12 protein-coding genes are annotated in these 19,451 nt (G+C 61.2%); 5 read left to right on the top strand and 7 right to left on the bottom strand.

What is annotated here, in order from left to right; genetic code table 11:
• Positions 1-87 precede the first annotated feature (87 nt).
• The 5 genes from ACOCF6_RS15290 to ACOCF6_RS15270 all read right to left on the bottom strand — a co-directional run bounded on the left by ACOCF6_RS15290 (position 88) and on the right by ACOCF6_RS15270 (position 6,072).
• The gene (locus ACOCF6_RS15290; RefSeq protein ID WP_482461195.1) at positions 88-1,293 is read right to left on the bottom strand and encodes an NHL repeat-containing protein; all 1,206 of its coding nucleotides are present in this window, start codon (positions 1,291-1,293) and stop codon (positions 88-90) included.
• A 52-nt stretch (positions 1,294-1,345) separates the two neighbouring features.
• Positions 1,346-2,272 carry a tRNA glutamyl-Q(34) synthetase GluQRS gene (gene gluQRS / locus ACOCF6_RS15285; protein ID WP_482461194.1) on the bottom strand — a complete coding sequence of 309 codons (927 nt, stop codon included), beginning with the start codon at positions 2,270-2,272 and terminating at the stop codon, positions 1,346-1,348.
• A gap of 129 nt (positions 2,273-2,401) precedes the next feature.
• Positions 2,402-2,716 (bottom strand): pyrimidine/purine nucleoside phosphorylase, encoded by a 315-nt coding sequence (gene ppnP, locus ACOCF6_RS15280; RefSeq protein ID WP_482461193.1) that lies wholly within the window; start codon positions 2,714-2,716, stop codon positions 2,402-2,404.
• Positions 2,717-2,845: 129 nt separating this feature from the next.
• Positions 2,846-3,238, bottom strand: a complete 393-nt coding sequence (locus ACOCF6_RS15275) for a hypothetical protein (RefSeq protein ID WP_482461192.1) — start codon at positions 3,236-3,238, stop codon at positions 2,846-2,848.
• Between the two features lie 173 nt (positions 3,239-3,411).
• The gene (locus ACOCF6_RS15270; protein WP_482461191.1) at positions 3,412-6,072 is read right to left on the bottom strand and encodes a CBS domain-containing protein; all 2,661 of its coding nucleotides are present in this window, start codon (positions 6,070-6,072) and stop codon (positions 3,412-3,414) included.
• Positions 6,073-6,448: 376 nt separating this feature from the next.
• Here ACOCF6_RS15270 and ACOCF6_RS15265 point away from each other — a divergent pair, with 376 nt between their 5' ends.
• From ACOCF6_RS15265 to ACOCF6_RS15245, 5 genes are all read left to right on the top strand, one after another.
• On the top strand, positions 6,449-8,062 hold the full coding sequence (locus ACOCF6_RS15265; RefSeq protein WP_482461190.1) for a sensor histidine kinase: 1,614 nt from the start codon (positions 6,449-6,451) through the stop codon (positions 8,060-8,062).
• 233 nt (positions 8,063-8,295) lie between these two features.
• Positions 8,296-9,939, top strand: coding sequence for a pyridoxal-dependent aspartate 1-decarboxylase PanP (gene panP / locus ACOCF6_RS15260; protein ID WP_482461189.1), 1,644 nt, complete (start codon positions 8,296-8,298; stop codon positions 9,937-9,939).
• A gap of 82 nt (positions 9,940-10,021) precedes the next feature.
• Positions 10,022-10,678 carry a DUF6989 domain-containing protein gene (locus tag ACOCF6_RS15255; RefSeq protein ID WP_482461188.1) on the top strand — a complete coding sequence of 219 codons (657 nt, stop codon included), beginning with the start codon at positions 10,022-10,024 and terminating at the stop codon, positions 10,676-10,678.
• Positions 10,679-10,753: 75 nt separating this feature from the next.
• Positions 10,754-12,244 (top strand): glycerol kinase GlpK, encoded by a 1,491-nt coding sequence (glpK, locus tag ACOCF6_RS15250; RefSeq protein WP_482461187.1) that lies wholly within the window; start codon positions 10,754-10,756, stop codon positions 12,242-12,244.
• Entirely contained in the window at positions 12,241-13,797 is a 1,557-nt protein-coding gene (locus ACOCF6_RS15245) for a glycerol-3-phosphate dehydrogenase/oxidase (RefSeq protein WP_482461186.1), read from the top strand. Before glpK ends, ACOCF6_RS15245 begins: the two co-directional genes overlap by 4 nt.
• Positions 13,798-13,983: 186 nt before the next feature.
• On the opposite strand, the gene ACOCF6_RS15240 is transcribed toward ACOCF6_RS15245, so the two are convergent.
• Together ACOCF6_RS15240 and ACOCF6_RS15235 are read right to left on the bottom strand one after the other, a co-directional pair.
• A complete protein-coding gene (locus tag ACOCF6_RS15240) occupies positions 13,984-14,520 on the bottom strand; it encodes a DUF3617 family protein (RefSeq protein ID WP_482461185.1) in 537 nt (178 codons plus the stop codon).
• Between the two features lie 105 nt (positions 14,521-14,625).
• Positions 14,626-19,428 carry a hypothetical protein gene (locus ACOCF6_RS15235; protein WP_482461184.1) on the bottom strand — a complete coding sequence of 1,601 codons (4,803 nt, stop codon included), beginning with the start codon at positions 19,426-19,428 and terminating at the stop codon, positions 14,626-14,628.
• Positions 19,429-19,451 lie beyond the last annotated feature (23 nt).

The following is a 19,451-nucleotide window of genomic DNA, read 5'->3' as shown; positions in this document are numbered from 1 at the left end:
ATGACGCCTGTCCCAGAAAAGAGCCGGCCCTCCTGGTCGCATTCGGAGCAGGAGGGCCGGGGCATTCAGCCGGAGGGCAGCATTATTCTACCTGAGCATGCGAATGGAATTGTTGTTGCTGTCCGCAATAAAGAGACTCTTGCCATCCGACGTGAGCCCTTCCGGATGACCGAATCCCGCGGCAGCTCCGAGCAGTTGCGTAACACCGCCCCCGGACAGGGCGATGCTGCTGATCGTATTGCCGTAATCCGCCACGTACAGATAGGTGCCGTCGGTGGTGATGCCGGTGGCAGGATTTGTAAACCCGTTGGCCAGCGTTGACACCTCCCCGCTGGCAATCACAATCCTGCGGATCAGGCCGCTCCCGGAATCGTTTACATACAGATGGCTGCCGTCCGTGGTAATGCCCACCGGATGGTTGAAGGTTGCAACAGAGGAGTAACCGTCAATTGAGCCCGGGGTACCGGCAATTCCGACCAGTGGCGTAACAACACCGGTGGCGATGGCAATCCTGTTGATGGTGTGGCTGTTAAAATCGGTCACGAACAGATTGATGCCATCGGTCGTGATACCGGCTGGTGAGGTTACGCTGGCAATCGTCGAAACGACACCGCTGGAAATAACGACCTTGCGGATCTTGTTGCTTTCCAGTTCAGCTACATACAGGCAGGTGCCATCCGTGGTGAGGCTTCTGGGGTGGTAAAACCGTGCTCCCGTTCCAGTGCCATCCACCGTACCCAGCAGGCCGGAACCGGCCACGGTTGTAACGGCCCCGCTGGCAATCACAATTTTTTTGATCCTGTTATTGTTGCTGTCGGCCACATACAGGTTGCGGCCATCGGTCGTTATGCCGATCGGCAGATTGAGGGCGGCCGCGCTGCCGGCAAAGGTGCTGACATTGTTACCCAAGTTCAGCGGAGTCCCCTGAACCGTGCCACCAATCGGCACGACACCCAGCACGTAGGAACCCGTTATCCCGCCAAGCGCAGCCGTGATTGTGACAGAGCCGCCCGAAACCGACAGCGACGCGCCATTGCTCCCGGCACTGTTGCTGATGGTCGCCACCACTGTGTCCGAGGAGCTCCAGGTGGCTCGTGAGGTCAGATCAGCACTGCTGTTGTCGGAGTAGCTGCCGGTCGCGCTGAACTGGCAGCCGGAACCGAGGGGCACCAGCGGGCTGGCCGTCTGGACCATAATCGCAACCAGCCGCGGCGATGAGCCGCCCCCGCCGCCGCAGCCGGCAACAACAGCGATAACAGACGCCAGCACGATACTCTTGATCAAACGCAGCATGGATTCCCCTCTCGTACGAATCAGACAGTTGTGTGCCAACCACGGCAGGAGCTCAGACCCGCAACTCCCCACCTGTTCTGGGGATACGGGCAACATCGAAATGATCGGCGCCCCACTGGAGAATCTCCCGGCAGGTCGCACCGGTCAGTTCCACGGGCGGCACCTGCCCCAGAAAGCGCAGCACCGCCAGCAGCAACACCCCTTCCCGGCCGCGGTAGGTTTCGGGGTGCCGGGAAACCAGGTTATCCCGCTTGCTGAGCTTGGCACCACCCGGTCCCGTCACCAGCGGCAGGTGGCAGTAGGCCGGCTGCGCCAGACCCAGCAGTCGTTGGAGGTAGATCTGGCGGGGTGTCGATGCCAGCAGGTCATCTCCGCGCACCACCTGGTTCACGCCGGTCAGGGCATCATCCACCACCACCGCCAGCTGGTAGGCAAACTCGCCATCCCCCCGTTGCAGTGCAAAATCACCGCACCCCTGCTGCAGATTCTGGCAGACGCTGCCCCGGCGCAGGTCAACGAAACAGAGCAACTCATCCCTGGTCCGCACCCGCCAGGAACGGACCTGGGCCCCGCTCCGTATGCCGTCCCGGCAGGTACCGGGGTACGGGATCGTATCATCATCCGGATGTGGAGCCGAAGCAGCCTGGGCAATCTCCTTGCGTGAACAGCCGCAGGGATAAACCAACCCCTGCTGCTGCAGCTGCTCAAAGGCCTGTCGGTAGGCCTCCCGGTGGCGACTCTGCCAGGAGATCTCCCCGTCCCACAGGAGACCGAAACACTCCAGCGTCCGCAGGATGTCATCGGCCATGCCCGCCACCTGGCGCTGCGTATCCAGGTCATCCATACGCAGCAGCCAGCGGCCGCCGGCGGACTTGGCCAGCAGCCAGCTCCCGACCGCCGCCACCAGTGAACCGGTATGCAACGCCCCGGTGGGTGCCGGGGCAAAACGGCCGACTATGGAGTTTGTGCCTTTATTCATGACAGTTGTAAGGAACGAGGATTTTTTCGTTCTGGCAAGGCTGTCGAGGGGATGCGCGGAGGTGTAGCAGCGCTACACCGCACAAGCAGCACCGAAGACTTACGCAGCCAGAGCGGAAAAAGACCGTTCCTAAGCGATGAAAGAGCAGCAGTAGTCGGTCACAACCGGCACCTTCATCAAAAACACCGAATTGGCCGGCACATTGAAGGCCTCGCCCCCCACGATCTTTGTCCAGGCGCTGTCACCCTTCATCTGCCACTGCAGCTCACCGGAAAGGATCTCCATGATCTCGGCTGCGCCGGTGGAAAATTCATACTCGCCGGCCTGCATGATGCCGAGCGTCTTTTTGCTGCCGTCCGGAAACAGGACCGTGTGGCTGGCGACCTTGCCCTCAAAGTAGATATTGGCCTTTTTGACCACGGTTACGTTGCTGAAATCTGACATACTGCCTCCTTCGATTGTAGTAAAGTATATCGGTTATAACCGCAATCCATACTGCGACGCAAAAGAAAAAACCCGCTGCAGGAAGCTGCAACGGGCGAATACAACCAAGGTTATGCAAAGAGCATGAATCTAATTGAAGGTCCCCCGCAGGATATCGGCCCGGAAGGAAAGCACCGTCTGCTTGGTGACCGGAGACTCGCTCAGATCGGGGATGATTGTCGGCATGGCTATTTTAATCGAGCCGTTTTCGATCGAAGCCAGTGAGCGCGTTGCTTTTCCTATACCATAGGCCGTACCGGCCAGGACGCCGGCAGCTGCTCCAAAGCCCATATAATCAAGGTGGTCGGCCGGTTTTTTTGTGAAGACCAGCAGGGCCGCGCCAACCAGCGCTCCCACGGCGCCGCCGTAAAAGGCACTCTGAAAGGTGTCGCGAAAGGCATTGTCGTCGGCAAATGCGGAAGTACTGGCGCTGAGTAGAGAGAGAAGTGTTATAAATGCGGCCATTTTCTTGAATCGATTCATGGAGTTCTCCCGGCAATTCATAATAACTTCGCCAATTCTGTTTGCAACGAAGGTGCCAAGTAGAAGCACGGACCGAAGGACCCGCGTAACCTCTCATTAAAGAAGGATTCTGGCGATTTTTTCCGTATAAGCCCAAGCACACAGAACCAAGGCAAAGCGACTTTTTGTTGCATTTACGACACAGTTGCTCGGTTTTTTGGCGTAATCAGCTCCGCAGCCAGTGCCAGCTCATCATCATCGCTGACAACCTCGCCATCCAGCCGGGCTGCCTGGAGGCGCTCCAAAATACGGCGGAATTGCGGGCCGGGCCGCAGCCCCATGGCCTTGAGCGCCTCGCCGTCCAGCGAGCAGCGCACCTGGCGCAGACGCGTCAGGTACAGTGAGACATAGCGCCTGACCTCCTCCTGGCGGGCCGCGGCAGCCAGATACAGCAGCATCTCCAGCGACAGGTCGCGGAACCAGATGTAGACCTCGCTGTTACGGATCTCCGGACCGCGCCTGATCCTGCGCTGCAGCGCATCGAGCATGCCCGCGGCATGCCGGCGCTGGGCGAATACCCGCACCATCACCCGGCCCGGTATCGCCAGCAGGCGGCAGGTTTCCTCAAATTCTTCGTGTTTGAGCCCGTCGCAGAGGGCCAGCAGGTAGACCTGCCACTGCTGGCAGGCATCCTCCAGATACAGCAGTCGAAACCAGGTCAGTACCCGGGCGGCCTCATGCACCACCCGCCCGCTCTCCGGCACCAGCTTGAGATTCGGGTGGATGCAGGGCAGCAATCCGAGCGCCGCCATGCGTTCGATCGCAGCAATCGGCTCCTTTTCCATGAAGATCAGTATCAGCTCGTTCAGCAGCCTGCGGCCGCCGATGGTCGTGAAGATGTTCATCCGCACGGCACTGCGCAGCAGGTTTTCCGTATGGGGTGCAATGGCAAAACCCAGGCGCTGTTCAAAGCGTATGGCCCGGAAAACGCGTGTCGGATCCTCCACAAACGACAGGTTGTGCAGTACCCTGACCGTACGTTTCTGAACATCCTGCCAGCCGCCGTAATAATCGGTCATCAGGCCGAAACGGGCGCTGTTGAGACAGAAGGCCAGGGTATTGATCGTAAAGTCGCGACGATACAGGTCGTGGCGCAGCGACGAGCGCTCCACCGTGGGGAGTACGCCGGGCGATTCATAGTATTCCAGGCGGGTACTGGCCACATCGACCTTGCTGCCGTCGGGCAGGATGACGACCGCAGTACCGAAGGTCGGATGACTGCGGATCCGGCCGCCGCGGGTGGCGGCAAAACGCTCGGCAAAGAAGATGCCATCCCCTTCCACCGTCACATCCATATCCAAGTTCTCCATGCCCAGCAGCAGGTCACGGACAAAGCCCCCCACCGCGTAGACCGCCAGCCCCAGTTCATCACCGACCGCACCCAACTCACGCAGCAGTGCGATGGTGGTCGCGGAGAGCCGTTTATTGATCACAGCGGCAATGGAGTTGCTGTGGGGAGCCGGTTCCAGCTTTTCCACATCGTAGAGCGCCTCCGACTGGCCGCGCCGGCCGCCGTAGGCATGCCGCATCAGATCGGTGCGCGTTACCGCCCCCACCAGTCGCTCCTCTGCAAAAACCGGTACGAAACGGCGGTTGCCCTCCACCATATAGGACTGAATATCAGCCAGCGGCGTATCCGGGGCAGCGCGCAGGAACTCGGTGTGCATGAAGTCGCTGACCGGGGCGGAGCCCAGATCGTGGTAAAGCGACTTCTCCACTGTCTTGCGTGAGATGATGCCGACCATGCGCGGCCCGTCCATGACCGGCATGGCATTGCAGTTGTAGCGCGTCAGCAGCTCCCGGGCCTCGGCAATCGAAGTGCCGAGCGGCATGGTCTTGACCGGTGCAGACATGATATCGCCGGCCGAGACCCGCGGCGGTACCGCCAGCCGCACAACCTCCTCCAGCGTGGCAAGCACCTGCTTCAGCGACCGGTCGTGAACCGTGGCCGAAGCGGCCGAGGGATGACCGCCGCCATGAAAGCCCCGCATGATCTCGCCCACATCGACCTCCGCCACGCGGCTGCGGGCCACCAGGCAGACGCGTTTTTCCATGGCCACCACCAGAAAGAGCACATCCGGATTTTCCATATCGCGCACCAGGTGCGCCAGTCCGGCGATATCGGCGATATAGGTGTCGGAGGAGGCGTAGGCAATCGAGATGGCTATGCCGTCGAACACGGTGGTCTTCAGGTTTTTCAGCAGCCTGTCCAGCAGCCCGACCTGTTTACTGGTCAACCCCTGTGCAACGGTGTCGGCCACGATGTTCAGGTTGGCGCCCTGCCCCAGCAGCCAGGCGGCCGCCAGGTAATCCTCCCGGGTGGTCGTGGGGTACAGCAGGCGTCCGGTGTCCTCGTAGATGCCGAGCATCATCAGGGTCGCCTCTGCGGGTGTCATCACGACACCCTGTCCCTGAAGGATTCCGGCCAGGATGGTGGATGTGGAGCCGCTGTGGCGAACGATTCCTCCGGTCGGATGGATGCTCTCGTCAGAAACCGGATGGTGGTCATAGACATGCAGTTCCAGACCGGGACGTTGCAGGATCTCGGCAAAACGCCCGATGCGGACGGGCTGCTGGCAATCGACGATAATCAGGCGGGTGACGGCATCCAGGTTTATCTCCCTGGCACGGGTAAAGAGCGGCAGGTAGTCGGGATAGCGGGCGACAAAATCGCGCACCCCCTTTTCCTGGGAACCGGGAAACGAGACCAGCGCCCCGGGGTAGAGCCGCAGGGCGGCAACCATGGCGCCCAGGCAATCGAAATCCGCATTTATGTGGGTGGTGATGACGTCCATCAGCTCTTTCCCGTCTTCGACTTACAATCTACGTGCATGTAAGGCCCGCTAACAGTTCATATATGACAGATGAACTGTGATATCGTCAATTGGATAAGGCCTCCTTTGGAGAGTTGTTTCGCCAAATTCCAGCATACGACAAATCGTATGCCCAGGGCGGCCTTACATATGTATGCATCGGCACGGCCGGGACGATCTCTTTACTATGATGCAGCATTTCCTGTTTGCTACCAGCTACGGTTACATTTAATTCGAGTCAACTCGTGCTCCCGACCAAGAGCTTGAATTCACCCGCCCCCGTGATACAATTAAAACGCTTTTAACATATGAGAAAACTCTAAACAGCATAAACCAGTCGGAATCAATGGAGCCGCCCATGTCCACACCTGGCCTTGAGCTGGAAAAAGCTCGTCTGGAAGAAGAGTTGAGGATTCATCGTCAAATTGCGTTTGCCTCCGGGCTGTTCTATGGCGATGTCACGGTGCGCACACTTTTGGAGTCGCTGGCCGAGGCAGTCGTTATCATCGACAGCTCCGGCGCCATACTGCTGATCAACAGCCGCGCAGAACAGATGTTCGGCTATCAGGCAAAGGAGATTATGGGCAAGCCCCATTCCATTCTTATTCCGGAACGATTTCGCGATGGCCACGGTAAACATGAGGCGGATTTCTTCGCCGAGCCCAAAATCAGGCCGATGAGCCAGTTGATCGAGCTTGCCGGACTCCGTCGGGATGGTAGCGAGTTCCCGGTAGATATCAGCCTAAGCTATATCGAGACTGTCAACGGTGTGCTGGTTCTCGCCTTTGTCAGCGATATCACCCTGCGCAGGCAGTACGAGGCAAACATACAGAAACACCAGGAGCTGTTCCGCGTACAGGTCGAATGTATAAAGGATTACGCCATCTTCATGCTCGATGCACACGGCAACGTCCAGAATTGGAATGCTGGTGCCGAGCGCCTGAAAGGATATCGAGACGAGGAAATTGTCGGCAGACATTTTTCATGTTTCTATTCGGAAGAGGATCGAAAAGCGGGCAGGCCGGATGAAGCGCTCGCCGTTGCTCAAACCGAGGGGCGGGCTGAGGATGAAGGCTGGCGGATTCGCAAGGACGGGAGCAGGTTCTGGGCCGACGTAATTATCACCGCCCTGCGCGATACCAACGGTGATCTGCTCGGCTTCTCGAAAGTGACTCGAGATATCAGCGAGCGCAAGCGAACAGAGAATGAGATTAAAAAACTGAACTCCGATCTGGCGGTAAGGGCCATGGCGCTGGAGGAGGCCAACCGGGAGCTGGAGGCATTCAATTACACGGTAGCCCACGACCTGAGTAAACCATTGACCGCCATCAACGGCTATTGCCAGGTTCTCCGCGATCTGTGCGACGACAAGCTGGGCGAGCAGGAAAATAAGTACATATGCGAAATATTCGACGGCACCTGCCGCATGAACCGACTTATCGACACTCTGCTTAATTTCTCCCGCCTGGGGCACACAGAGCTGTGCCTGGAAATGATTGATGTCTCTACGATTGCACGAATCATTACCGCTGATTTAATGCTGTCAGAGCAAAGTCGTCGGGTCGATATCCATATCGCTGAAGGGCTGACCGCCTGCGCTGACGCCGGCCTTCTTCATGTGGTTCTGGACAATCTTCTCGGCAACGCCTGGAAATATACCCGCAAACAAGAAGTAGCAGTCATTGAGTTCGGTTCGACCGATATTGACGACGTGCCGACATTTTTTGTCCGGGATAACGGCGTCGGATTCGACATGGCGCAGATAGACAAACTCTTTACCCCCTTCCAACGCATTGCCTGCGCCGAAGAGTACAGAGGTTTCGGCATCGGCCTGGCCACGGTGGAACGGATCATCCGCCGCCACGGCGGGAGGATCTGGGGAGAGGGTGAGCCGGGCAAGGGCGCATGCTTCTATTTTACCCTTGCAACAAGCGGAGAATCATCCGGCGAGGCGTCCGTTAATAATTCATAAAAAAATTTGCATGGCATTCCCGGCACACCAGTAGAATTTGACACACCTCCTTCTTCATTATCCTCGGCCTCCATACAGTTACTCAATCCGCTCCATCCTTTTTGAATTTGACAGAAGGCGGGCCGGTTCGGTATACACTTATATCCTTTTTTTATCATGGCGTTACATCTCCGGCGAAAACACGTTTTTTCGCCATTCATTCAACCCGTTGAAAAATTGGTGACTTCACTCCCATGCCCAAATCAAGAGAACTTGCCCAAGCCAATCTGGAGAATATATACCGGATTTTTACCGTCCCGGAAGCCCCCGACTCCACCCTGGGTCGCGTCGATCAGGCCATTTCCGATGATCTGATGGGTTTTCTGCAGGAACATATCGTCGCGGTTGAACGCGACCTCGATGAAATCGAGGGGGATTTTTCCCGGTCACGCATCCCGGAAGAGCCCACCTTCGTTTCCGACTACACGGATTTCCTCAAGGAAAAACTCGTTTCCCAATCCGTGCATACCGCCTCGCCCGGATTCATCGGACACATGACCTCCGCCCTGCCCTACTTCATGCTGCCGCTCTCAAGGATCCTGACCGCCCTGAACCAGAACCTGGTCAAGGTGGAAACCTCCCGCGCCTTCACCCCCATGGAGCGGCAGGTGCTGGCCATGATCCATCGATTGATCTACAGCAACAGCGACGCGTTTTACAGCCAGTGGATCCAGAACAGCAATTATTCTCTGGGCGCCTTCTGCTCCGGCGGCACCATCGCCAACGTCACCGCCCTGTGGGCAGCCCGCAACCGCCTCTGCGGCCCCTCGGGCGATTTTCGAGGCATCGCCCGGGAGGGACTGCTCAAGGCACTGCAGCATCTGGACTGCCGAGGCCTGGCCATCCTGGTGTCCCGCCGCGGGCATTATTCATTGAGGAAAGCCGCCGACCTGCTGGGCATCGGACAGGACAACCTCATCGCGGTGGAGACGGACGACAACAACCGCATCGACATGAAGCGGCTGCGGGAGCACTGCAACAGACTGCGGGGCGAAGGCATCCGTCCGTTGAGCCTGATCGGCATTGCCGGCACTACCGAGACGGGCAACGTCGACCCCCTGGAGGCCCTGGCCGACCTGGCAACGGAGCTGGGCTGTCACTTTCATGTGGATGCCGCCTGGGGCGGACCGACCCTGTTTTCCGATACCTACCGGGGCCTGCTGCGGGGCATCGAACGGGCCGACTCGGTGACCATCGACGCCCACAAGCAACTCTATGTACCCATGGGCGCCGGCATGGTGGTGTTCAAAGACCCCGCCACCCTCTCCTCCATCGAGCACCACGCCGCCTACATCATCCGCCGCGGCTCAAGAGATCTGGGCAGCCGCACCCTGGAAGGTTCGCGCCCCGGCATGGCCATGCTGGTGCACGCTGGCCTCTCCATTATCGGCCGCAAGGGGTATGAACTGCTCATCGATCAGGGCATCGAGCGCGCCCGTCGCTTCGCCCGCCGCATCGACGCCCATCCCGACTTCGAACTGGTTTCCGAGCCCGAACTCAACATCCTCACCTACCGCTACATCCCGGCCTGGGTGCAAACGGCCCTGGCCTTGGCCCCGGTGGAGCGGGCGGCCCAGATCAACGAACTGCTCGACAAAATCATCGAAACCATGCAGAAACGTCAGCGCGAGGCCGGGAAAACCTTCGTTTCCCGCACCCGTCTCGCCCCGGGACGCTACAACGGTGACACCATCACCGTCTTCCGCGTGGTGTTGGCCAATCCCCTGACGACCGAAGAAATTCTTGCTGCGGTCCTCGATGAGGAATGCGAAATCGCCGACCAGCCGGACATCCAGGCCCTGCTGGAGCAGATCCGGGAATTGGTGTCTCTACCGTGACACGATGACATGCGCCCATCATTGCACCTGACACCCGTGTCGGGTACGTGACAGTCCAAAGGCACTACCACAGGTTATTCCCATGCCCACCCGCGCCAGCAGCAGCCGTTTCGTCCTACTCACCCTGATCTTCGTGCTGGCCTGGAACTTCACCAGCTCATGTGTCGCCTGGGGCTGGCCCACCGCCGCCGTAATTACATTCGCCATGTCGCTCATCTATAGCTGGTATGTCTGGCGTCATCATGAGGCCCTGCTGGGGCGAATCCTGCTCTTCGGGCTGGCAACCGGCTGGACGGAACTCCTGGCAGACCGCTGGCTGGTGGATACGACCGCTACCCTGGTGTACCTGCCGGGCGGCCCGTTCGTGCTGCGTTCGCCCCTGTACATGCCCTTCGCCTGGATGATCGTCGTGACCCAACTGGGATACATCGGCTGGTGGATGGGTAAGCGCTGGGGTGTACCGGTCGCCTCGCTCCTGATCGCCCTGTTCGGCGCAATCAACATCCCGCTGTATGAGCAGTGGGCCAGGAACGCCGGCTGGTGGTACTACCGGAATTCTCACATGCTGGGCAACACCCCCTGGTACATCATCGGCGGCGAATTCCTGATCGCCCTGAGCCTGCCTACAGCGATTCTGTTTCTGGAAAAGCGGCACTGGGGCCTCAGCATCTGCGCCGGGATCTGCCAGGGCCTGTGGATATGGCTCTCCTACATCATTGCCTTTCGGTTACTTGGTTAGGGTCAGACTAAACCTGACAAGCATACGGAATAGGTTGTAAAGCCAGCCTGATCACTCTGCCGGAGGTCATACACAATGAGCTTCATCCTTGCCCTGGACCAGGGCACCACCAGCTCCCGCGCCCTGGTGTTCGACCACGACGGCAACGTCCGTGCTGTCGCCCAGAAGGAATTCCGCCAGATCTTCCCGCAGCCGGGGCTGGTGGAGCACGACGCCGAGGAGATCTGGGCCTCCCAGCTGGGCGTGGCAATGGAGGCCATCGCCCGGGCCGGGCTGACCGCCACGGACATCGCCGCCATCGGCATCGCCAACCAGCGCGAAACCACGGTTGTCTGGGATCGCAGCACAGGCAGGCCGATCCACAACGCCATCGTCTGGCAGGACCGGCGCACCTCCGGAGAATGCGACCGCCTCAAGGCCGCGGGGCTGGAACCGCTCTTCCGCGAGCGCACCGGACTGGTGCTGGATGCCTACTTTTCCGGCACCAAGCTGGCCTGGATCCTCGACCATGTTCCCGGTGCGCGCAGCCGGGCCGAGGCGGGCCAGCTGGCCTTCGGCACGGTGGATTCCTGGATCGTCTGGAATCTGACCGGGGGCGAGCGGCACGTGACCGACGCCAGCAACGCCTCCCGCACCCTGCTGTTCAACATCCACAGGGGGGAATGGGACTTGCAACTGCTGGAGATCCTGCGGATACCGCCTGAGGTCCTGCCGGAGGTCGTCCCCTCCAGCCAGGTCTACGGCGAGACCGCGGCCCGCTTCCTGGCCGCGCGCCTGCCGATTTCCGGCATGGCCGGCGACCAGCAGGCGGCGCTGTTCGGCCAGCTCTGCGACCGGCCGGGGATGGTCAAGAACACCTACGGCACCGGCTGTTTCATGCTCATGCATACGGGTGACAAACCGGTCGTATCAAAGCAAAAGCTGCTCACCACCGTGGCCAGCCGGATCGGCGGCCGGACCGAGTACGCCCTGGAAGGGAGCGTGTTCGTGGCCGGCGCCGCGGTGCAGTGGCTGCGGGACGGCCTCGGTATTATCCGCACTTCCGGGGAGGTGGAGACACTAGCCGCCTCGGTGCCCGACAACGGCGGCGTCTACCTGGTGCCGGCCTTCGTCGGCCTGGGCGCCCCCCACTGGGACCCTTACGCCCGCGGCGCCCTGTTCGGCCTAACCCGCGGCTCCAGCGCCGGGCACATCGCCCGGGCCACCCTGGAGAGCATCGCCTTCCAGACCGCCGATCTCCTGGAGGCCATGGAAGCGGACTCGGGCTCGCCTTTGGCTGAACTGCGGGTGGACGGCGGCGCTACCGCCAACGACCTGCTGATGCAGTTCCAGGCCGACCTGCTGGGCTGCCCGGTCGTGCGGCCGAGGGTACGGGAGACGACGGCGCTGGGGGCGGCCTATCTGGCCGGATTGGCAATCGGTTACTGGAGCGGACGTGAGGAGCTCGGCCAACTCTGGCAGGCCGAGCGCACCTTTACCCCCCGCATGGATCGGGGACAGGCTGCGGAGCTGCGCCAGCGTTGGAGCAGGGCTCTGGAGCGGACGAAAGGGTGGGAGCAGCCATGACGCGTACGGAACTGTTGCAACAGCTGGATGAGACACAGGTTTGGGACATGATCGTGATCGGCGGCGGCGCCACCGGCCTGGGCACGGCGCTGGAGGCGGCCAGCCGCGGCTATCGCACCCTGCTGCTGGAACAGAGCGACTTCGCCAAGGGGACCTCCAGCCGGAGCACCAAGCTGATCCACGGCGGGGTGCGCTACCTGCAGCAGGGCAACCTCTCCCTGGTGCTGGAGGCGCTCAGGGAGCGCGGACTCCTGATCCGCAACTCCCCCCACCTGGTGCATAACCTCTCCTTCGTAGTCCCCCTGTATGATTGGTGGGAAGGCCCCTTTTACGGGATCGGCCTCAAGCTGTACGACGTCCTGGCCGGCAAGCTGGGGCTCGGCCCCTCCCGCCTGCTCTCGCGGGAGGAGACCCTGCAGCACATCCCGACCGTGGAGCCGAACGGCCTGCGCGGCGGGGTGATCTACCACGACGGCCAGTTCGACGACGCCCGCCTGGCGATCACCCTGGCCCTGACCCTGGCCGACCTGGGTGGGGTGGGGATCAATTACCTGCCGGTGACAAGCATCTTCCGCGAGGGGAGCCTGGTGGCGGGGGTGGTGGCTCGGGACTCGGAAAGCGGGCGTGAGTACCACCTCCGCGGCAGGGTCGTGGTCAATGCCGCCGGCCCCTTTATCGACTCGATACGACAGATGATCGACCCGGGAGCTCGTCCTCTGCTCGCCCCCAGCCAGGGGGTGCATCTGGTGTTGGACGGCTCCTTCCTTCCGGGCGACAGTGCCATCATGGTGCCCCATACCGACGACGGCCGGGTGCTGTTCGCGGTCCCCTGGCACGGCCGGACAATCGTCGGCACCACCGATACCCCCATCGCTGCGGCCAGCCTCGAACCGCGACCCCTGCCGGAAGAGATCGACTTCCTGCTGACCCATGCCGCCCGCTACCTGACCCGACATCCCACAGCCGCCGACGTGCTGAGCGTCTTCGCCGGCATCCGGCCGCTGGTGCGCTCCGACAACACAGGCGACACCGCCTCCCTGTCCCGTGACCACACCCTGCTGGTGGAGAGCAGCGGCCTGGTCACCATTGCCGGCGGCAAGTGGACCACCTACCGCAAGATGGGCGAAGACACGGTTACTGCCGCAGCCCAGGTCGCCGGACTGGACGACCGGCCGTCCGTCACCGGCAACCTGCAGTTGCACGGCTGGCAGGAAGGTAGCCGAGTCGATGATCCCAGGCAGGCCTACGGCAGCGACGGGGCGGCACTGCAGCGCATGCTGGATGAGAACCCCGCCCGGAGCGAAGCGCTGCACCCGGCGCTGCCTTACTGCCGGGGCGAGGTCGTCTGGGCGGTGCGCTTTGAGTGGGCCAGAACCGTGGAGGATGTACTGGCCCGCCGCACCAGGGCGCTGCTGCTGGATGCCCGCGCCAGCATGGCCGCAGCACCCGTTGTGGCGGAGTTGATGGCGGGTGAACTGGGGAGGGACCGGGCGTGGCAGGAGGCGCAGGTTGCGGAATATTGCGCGCTGGCGCGGGGGTATCTGTTGGCGTGAAGGTGATGCGGCAGAGGCTGCCCCCCTTAAGTAAGGGGGGATTGAGGGTGGTTAGATTTAAAAGTTACGTGGTACTCGTCACACAATTCCTTGAATAATCCGGCAATATCGCTTTTTCCCGTGCGCGGCAGAAAGCTCTCCGCTCCGTTCGGCAAACCCACCACAATCAATAACCGTTAGGACTCCTCAGTGGCCGGAAGGATTTTGTGCCGTCACGGTACCGCAATCTCCCTTGATCCAATGGGCACTTATTATGTTGCGGTTCAGCAGTTGCTGCCTGTCTGCGTCGCCGTAGGTCATATGGACAAGTCCGCTCATATGTTCCGGATCAACAGCGTGCATCTCGACGCGTCCGGTCATGGCGTTGGCCCCCGAGCAATGGAGGTTGGCAACCAGATCTTCGGAAGTCCGGGTCGGAAACGTGTAGGTACAGGATGCCTGGTGGGACCTGCCGATGAATGCTTCGCCGCTCTGGATCTGCTCGTCCTTCAGGCAGGATATGACGGTGCGGGTTTCCTTTTTGACCTGGCTGTCCAGTTTCTGTTCGACCTTGGCACGCTGTTCCGGCGTCAGTTGGTCCAAATTGGTCGGGCGCCTGGCACCCTGTTTTACGCTTGTGGTTGTGGTTTCCCACAGACCCGCTTTGACGTTGAGCGGTTCGGCCTGAGCGGAGATGCACAGTGCCAGCAAAGCCAGCGGCAGGGTTGGGATGGTATATCTCATGACGGACTCCCCTTGATGAGTGAAGCGCCGCCGGACCTGTCGGGGTACGGCGGCGCTGGTTGATGAAGGTTCTGACGCGGGGTTGCCCCGCGCCAGAGGTCGAGTCTACTGCCTCTTCAGACTGCGCAGGCCGGACCAGTTGGAAGCGCCGACGGCGTTGCTCTGGCGAACCCGGTAGCTGTAGAAGGTGTTGTCGAGCAGACCGCCGCTGGTGATGCTTTGTGCGCCGGCTGTGGTAGTACCCGCCAGGGCCGTCCAGCCGGCGCCGGTTGGCGCACAGGCCTGGCCGGTTCCGGTCTGCAGGTTGGTCGCGTTGAGGGTGTTGCTGGTGGTGGTGAGCCCCTGGCAAACCTGTGCTTCCCAGCCGGCAGTCGCTGTGGCGGCGATCGTGAAGTTCACGGTCTGGATGCAGGCACCAGAGTTGGTGGCGCTGCAGCTGCCGGTATTGGACGCGGTCGGGGTGGCCGGTGCTGCCGGCGCTGCAAGTGTTGCTCCCGATCCGGTGCTCGACCAGCTGACAGACCAGCCGCCCGGGTTGGCCACCTTCACTTGGTACTGATAGGTCGTGCCGTTGTTCAGGCCGGTGTCAGTGAAGCTGATGGCGCCTGAACCCGGTGTCGGTCCAAGGTTCGTCCAGGCACCGGTACCGACGCGACGCTGGAGCTGATAGCCGACCGAACCGGCCGGCAGGGTGAAGTTCACATTCAGGGTTGTACCGGTTGCTCCGTTGATGGTTGGCCGGGGGCCGGTGTTCGGGCGTGCCGGAACGATCAACGCAGTTGTCACCGTTTGCGAAGCCAACGTACCGGCCAGGGCCGTTACACGGAATTGTACGGTACGGGCAGCGACGGAAGCGGTAACCGCAAAGACCGGGAACTGATCTGCCAGGGTCGTGCTGTCCGCCGGCAGAGGATATGGTGTCCAGGCCCCCGTGGCGCCGATTTTGCGTTCTACAAGGTACGCGGTTTCTTTCTGTGAAACATCGGTCCAGTTCACAGTCACGTTCACGTTGGTCACTGCCGGCAGACCGGCGTTGATGGTTGCCTCCAGGTTGATCGGGGCAAACAGACCCACAGTCACGTTGTTGCTGTTGGCGTAGCCCGAGTCACCATTCACCAGGCTGATCGCCTTGACGCGATAGACCGAGGTCTGAGCTTCAAGCGGGCTGGTATCCAGGAACGACAGGGTATTGGGTGCCAGGAATGCGCCCACGCCCGGTACCTGCTGGAAGGCGCCGACCGCACCGCTGGTGGAAACCGGGGCACGCTCGACGACAAAGCCGTCTTCGTTATTTGAGTTGTCGGTCCAGCTCACGGTAACCTGAACACCCGTAGCCACGGCGCTGACCGCAGATGGTGCCAGCGGGACCGCCGGGGTTGTTGCGCTGACACTGGCTACAACCAGCGGGACGGAACCGCTGGCCTCAACAATGTAGGTGTAGGTGATGCCGGGCTGTGCTGTTGTGTCGGCATAGCTGTACGTTGACGCTGCTGTTTTGGCCACGCTGCCGATGAGGACGCCGTCACGCCTGACCGCAAAACCGGTCGCATCGCTGACATTACTGGTCCAGGTCAGGTTGACGCGGGTGCCGCTTGCGGCAGCAGCGCTGAGGTTGATCGACCTGGCGCCAACCGTGCATCCCTGGTTGGGTGCAAGGGCGAAGGTCGAGACATCCAGGTTGGCCGTGAAGGCCCGGACCTGGTAGGTATAGCAGGCGGTGGCCAGCAGGCCGGCAGTATCGATGTAGCTGTTGGTTCCGGTTATCGTCTGTCCCGCGATGGCCGGTGCACCTGTCTGGGTTCCCAGACCGCCGCCGACAGCAGGGGAACCGCCCAGGATGGTGAGTGGCGGCAGGCCGTTATAGACAACCGGCACACCGTTGATGCTGATCGGACCGTAGCGCCAGACTTCGAAACCGGCTTCGTTAACAGCGTTGTCGAACCAGCTCAGCTGGATTTGCGCATCGGTCGAGCCGCTGGCTTGAGAGTTGCTGGCCGTCACGTTGCTCGGCGCGGCGGGCAGGCCGGAGGCAATCGTGTGGTCAACAACATCGGATGCGGTTGCCCCCTTGCCGTTGAAGGCTACGACCTTGAAGCCGTAGGTCTTGCCCGGAGAGCCGACCGATGCGTCACCCAGCACATATTCGGTGTGGGAGGTGACATCCTTGCCCATGGTGACCAGACGATCCCAGTCAGCGGTGGCGCCGGTGGTATCCTTGCCGTAGCGGATCCAGACCGTGTAGCCGTCGGCATCGGGAACCGGGGTCCAAGAGAACTTGGCGGCAAAGGTATCGGGAGCCAGGGTTACCGGATCAATGAAGTCGGGATCGGAAGGGATCAGGGCCCGCACATTCAGCACCGGTGCAGCCGGTGCGGCGGTCATGGCCGTATCATCACGGTCAACCAGGAATGGTGTCCCTTTGCCGGTAGCCAGCCAGGCGGCATAGGCCACTCCACCCCAGTTATCATTCAGCGGTGCGCCGTCCAGCGTCGTGTAGGAAGAAAGCGGCAGACCGTTGATCGAGTCGCTCAGGTAGCTGGGGACATTCGGATAGTTGACATTGAGCGGATTGGGCTGAGCTAGCGGACGAACCGTGGAGGTATCGGCCGTGCGCAGGTGCTCGACGAATTCACGGGTAAGGGTCTGCCAGTACACCTCCGCCGATGCGGTCAGGATTGCACCGGTGGCTGCCGTGAAACGGTAGGTCACCTCATCGGAACCTTCGGCCAGCTGGGCTGCGCTGAAGCGGGTCTGCTCTTCAAACGGCGCAAAGGTAATCGGGTCGTAGTTCCAGAACTTTATGCCGGCCAGACGGCCATTGGCGGCATCGAATCCTTTGGGCGGGATGCGGTTGTCAAACAGGATGAAGTTGTTGAGTACGGAAGGTGACGGTGTGCAGGCGGCAGCAACGGCAGAGGCCGGCTCCGGGTAGATCCAGGCACTCTTGCCCGTGTCGCTGTAGCACATGCCGGTGACGCGCTCATAGACCTGCACGGCATTATTGGCCGGGATTGTGGCGTCGATGACGTTGCCCAGGGAGCGTTTGAAGGCCTCGGTGGCGGTTGTTTTGAGTGTCGCACTGGCGTCATCGTACACGCCGGACACATACACCGGTGCGCCTGTTGTGGCGTCCTTGGCCTGGACCGACAGCCAGAAGCGGCGGCCATCCGGGTAGCCGGACGGAATGCGGTGGCCGGACTTGTTGATGACTTTTACCTTCATTTCATATACACCCGGCTGCCCGACTACTTCGGTCGGTGCCTGGGTGATCTGTACATCGACGCCGTCACGCAGCGTGATTTCCGTATTCTGTTTGGCCCGGTCCCACATGGGGCTGCGGTCGGAGAGCATGCCGGGGAAGACGCGCGGGTCCCTTCCGATCGGGGCGCCGAGGATTTCCATGTCTACTTCCGGATAGAGCACCTTCATGATCTGCGGCAGGTCACGATTGGAACCGGTCAGCTTGTGCTGCGAGGTGCCCCCCTGTGCAGCGCGGTTCTTGCCGTAGGGGAAACCGCCGACGAGCCAGGGGTCGGCGTTGTAGCTGCCGGAATCAAGGTCGGTGTATTCATGCTTGAGCTGCGGCATGTGGCAGTCCTGGCACCGCTCGGCACCTGCCGTGGTCCGCTTGCCCAATGGATCGGCGGGTACGTGCGATGACTGGGCGTAGGAGCTGTACTTCCACTCGGAATAGGTGCGCTGTTCGGGCATGCCGTGATTGAGCACCGGCACCGTCAGGTCGTGGCATGAACCGCAGAATTCGGAGGTGCGGATAAATTCGCTGCCGCTGGTCGATCCTCCCGGGCCGGCGGTCAGTGTCGGCTGCAGGTCGTTGCGCGCCGTACCGTTGTTAACGAACGGGAACTTGCTGCCGCTGCGACCGCCGCCGCCGACGGTCGGGTGCTCGATGGAGAAGGCCTGGGCGGCAAAGACCGGAGTGCCGGACGGACTGGTCGGTGTGCCGATCGGCACTTCCAATAGTGGCGGCAGCGTGCCGTCCAGGTTATAGGCAAGATACTGGCCTGCGGAATTCTGCGCCGGCTTGCCTGGCGGAACCGGATTCATGGGGTTGCCATCGGCGGCCCAGGTGGGCGGATAGACCGCATAGATCTGTCCGGTATAGGGAGTACCATCCAGCGGCAGATCGCTGAAGTACACGTCGGTCATGCCCGAATACTTGCCGATGTAGGTCATACCTTCCAGGTACTGCAGTGACGTGTCGCCGTAGGGATTGCCTGCAACCGTGGTAGGGGTGCCGACCTGGTCGACCGGCTCCTTGCCCAGATGCTCCCAGTCAAAGAGGCCGGCGAGCAGGTTCCAGACTTTTTCCAGGGGGTTGAGGTCGGCACGCTTGGTGGTCACATTACCGACGGCGCGGTGGCACCCCTCGCAGCTGATGCCTTCCGTATCGGTGGAGAGCAGGATGCTCTGGATCAGGCTCGAACCGTCAGGCTTGCCCCCCAGGGCCGGGTCAAAGCGTCCCGAGAGCCAGCCATTGGGGCTGTGGCAGCGGAAACAGACGTTGCCGGCGCCATCCTGGCCGGTGATGGCCTTGACAGTGTCATTGGTGCTGATCTGGGCGGCGCGGAAGATCGGATCGCGCGTTGCACTGGCCATGTTGCCGCCGGCCCAATTGCCGAAGGGGGCGGTGTGCTGGTCCACGGTACCGGCATGGCAGGCACCGCAGGTGACAACAAATTCGAACACGTTCCATTCGGCCGGGGCCGTAATGTTTGCGAGTTCCTGCTGCTGGCTGCCCGGATTGGGCACAGCTCCTCCGGGTAACGGGCGGCCCGGCACATTGGCGTAGACTTCTGTAGTCATGGCGAAAAGCAAAGCCATAACAATGGCCAGCACGGAATACGTGCTGCTCTGTAGATGCTTCACAGTTTTTTCGATTCGTCGCATCTCTGTTCTCCTTTCATTGTGTT

It is taken from the genome of Geobacter psychrophilus, assembly GCF_056821595.1.
Note: the sequence above shows the minus strand (reverse complement) of the source record. Positions and strands in the feature narration are given on the sequence as shown.

Excerpts from the sequence above, each read along its gene's own strand:
- ACOCF6_RS15290 (WP_482461195.1), bottom strand. The coding sequence starts at position 1,293 with ATGCTGCGTTTGATCAAGAGTATCGTGCTGGCGTCTGTTATCGCTGTT.
- gluQRS (WP_482461194.1), bottom strand. The coding sequence starts at position 2,272 with ATGAATAAAGGCACAAACTCCATAGTCGGCCGTTTTGCCCCGGCACCC.
- ppnP (WP_482461193.1), bottom strand. The coding sequence starts at position 2,716 with ATGTCAGATTTCAGCAACGTAACCGTGGTCAAAAAGGCCAATATCTAC.
- ACOCF6_RS15275 (WP_482461192.1), bottom strand. The coding sequence starts at position 3,238 with ATGAATCGATTCAAGAAAATGGCCGCATTTATAACACTTCTCTCTCTA.
- ACOCF6_RS15270 (WP_482461191.1), bottom strand. The coding sequence starts at position 6,072 with ATGGACGTCATCACCACCCACATAAATGCGGATTTCGATTGCCTGGGC.
- ACOCF6_RS15265 (WP_482461190.1), top strand. The coding sequence starts at position 6,449 with ATGTCCACACCTGGCCTTGAGCTGGAAAAAGCTCGTCTGGAAGAAGAG.
- panP (WP_482461189.1), top strand. The coding sequence starts at position 8,296 with ATGCCCAAATCAAGAGAACTTGCCCAAGCCAATCTGGAGAATATATAC.
- ACOCF6_RS15255 (WP_482461188.1), top strand. The coding sequence starts at position 10,022 with ATGCCCACCCGCGCCAGCAGCAGCCGTTTCGTCCTACTCACCCTGATC.
- glpK (WP_482461187.1), top strand. The coding sequence starts at position 10,754 with ATGAGCTTCATCCTTGCCCTGGACCAGGGCACCACCAGCTCCCGCGCC.
- ACOCF6_RS15245 (WP_482461186.1), top strand. The coding sequence starts at position 12,241 with ATGACGCGTACGGAACTGTTGCAACAGCTGGATGAGACACAGGTTTGG.
- ACOCF6_RS15240 (WP_482461185.1), bottom strand. The coding sequence starts at position 14,520 with ATGAGATATACCATCCCAACCCTGCCGCTGGCTTTGCTGGCACTGTGC.
- ACOCF6_RS15235 (WP_482461184.1), bottom strand. The coding sequence starts at position 19,428 with ATGCGACGAATCGAAAAAACTGTGAAGCATCTACAGAGCAGCACGTAT.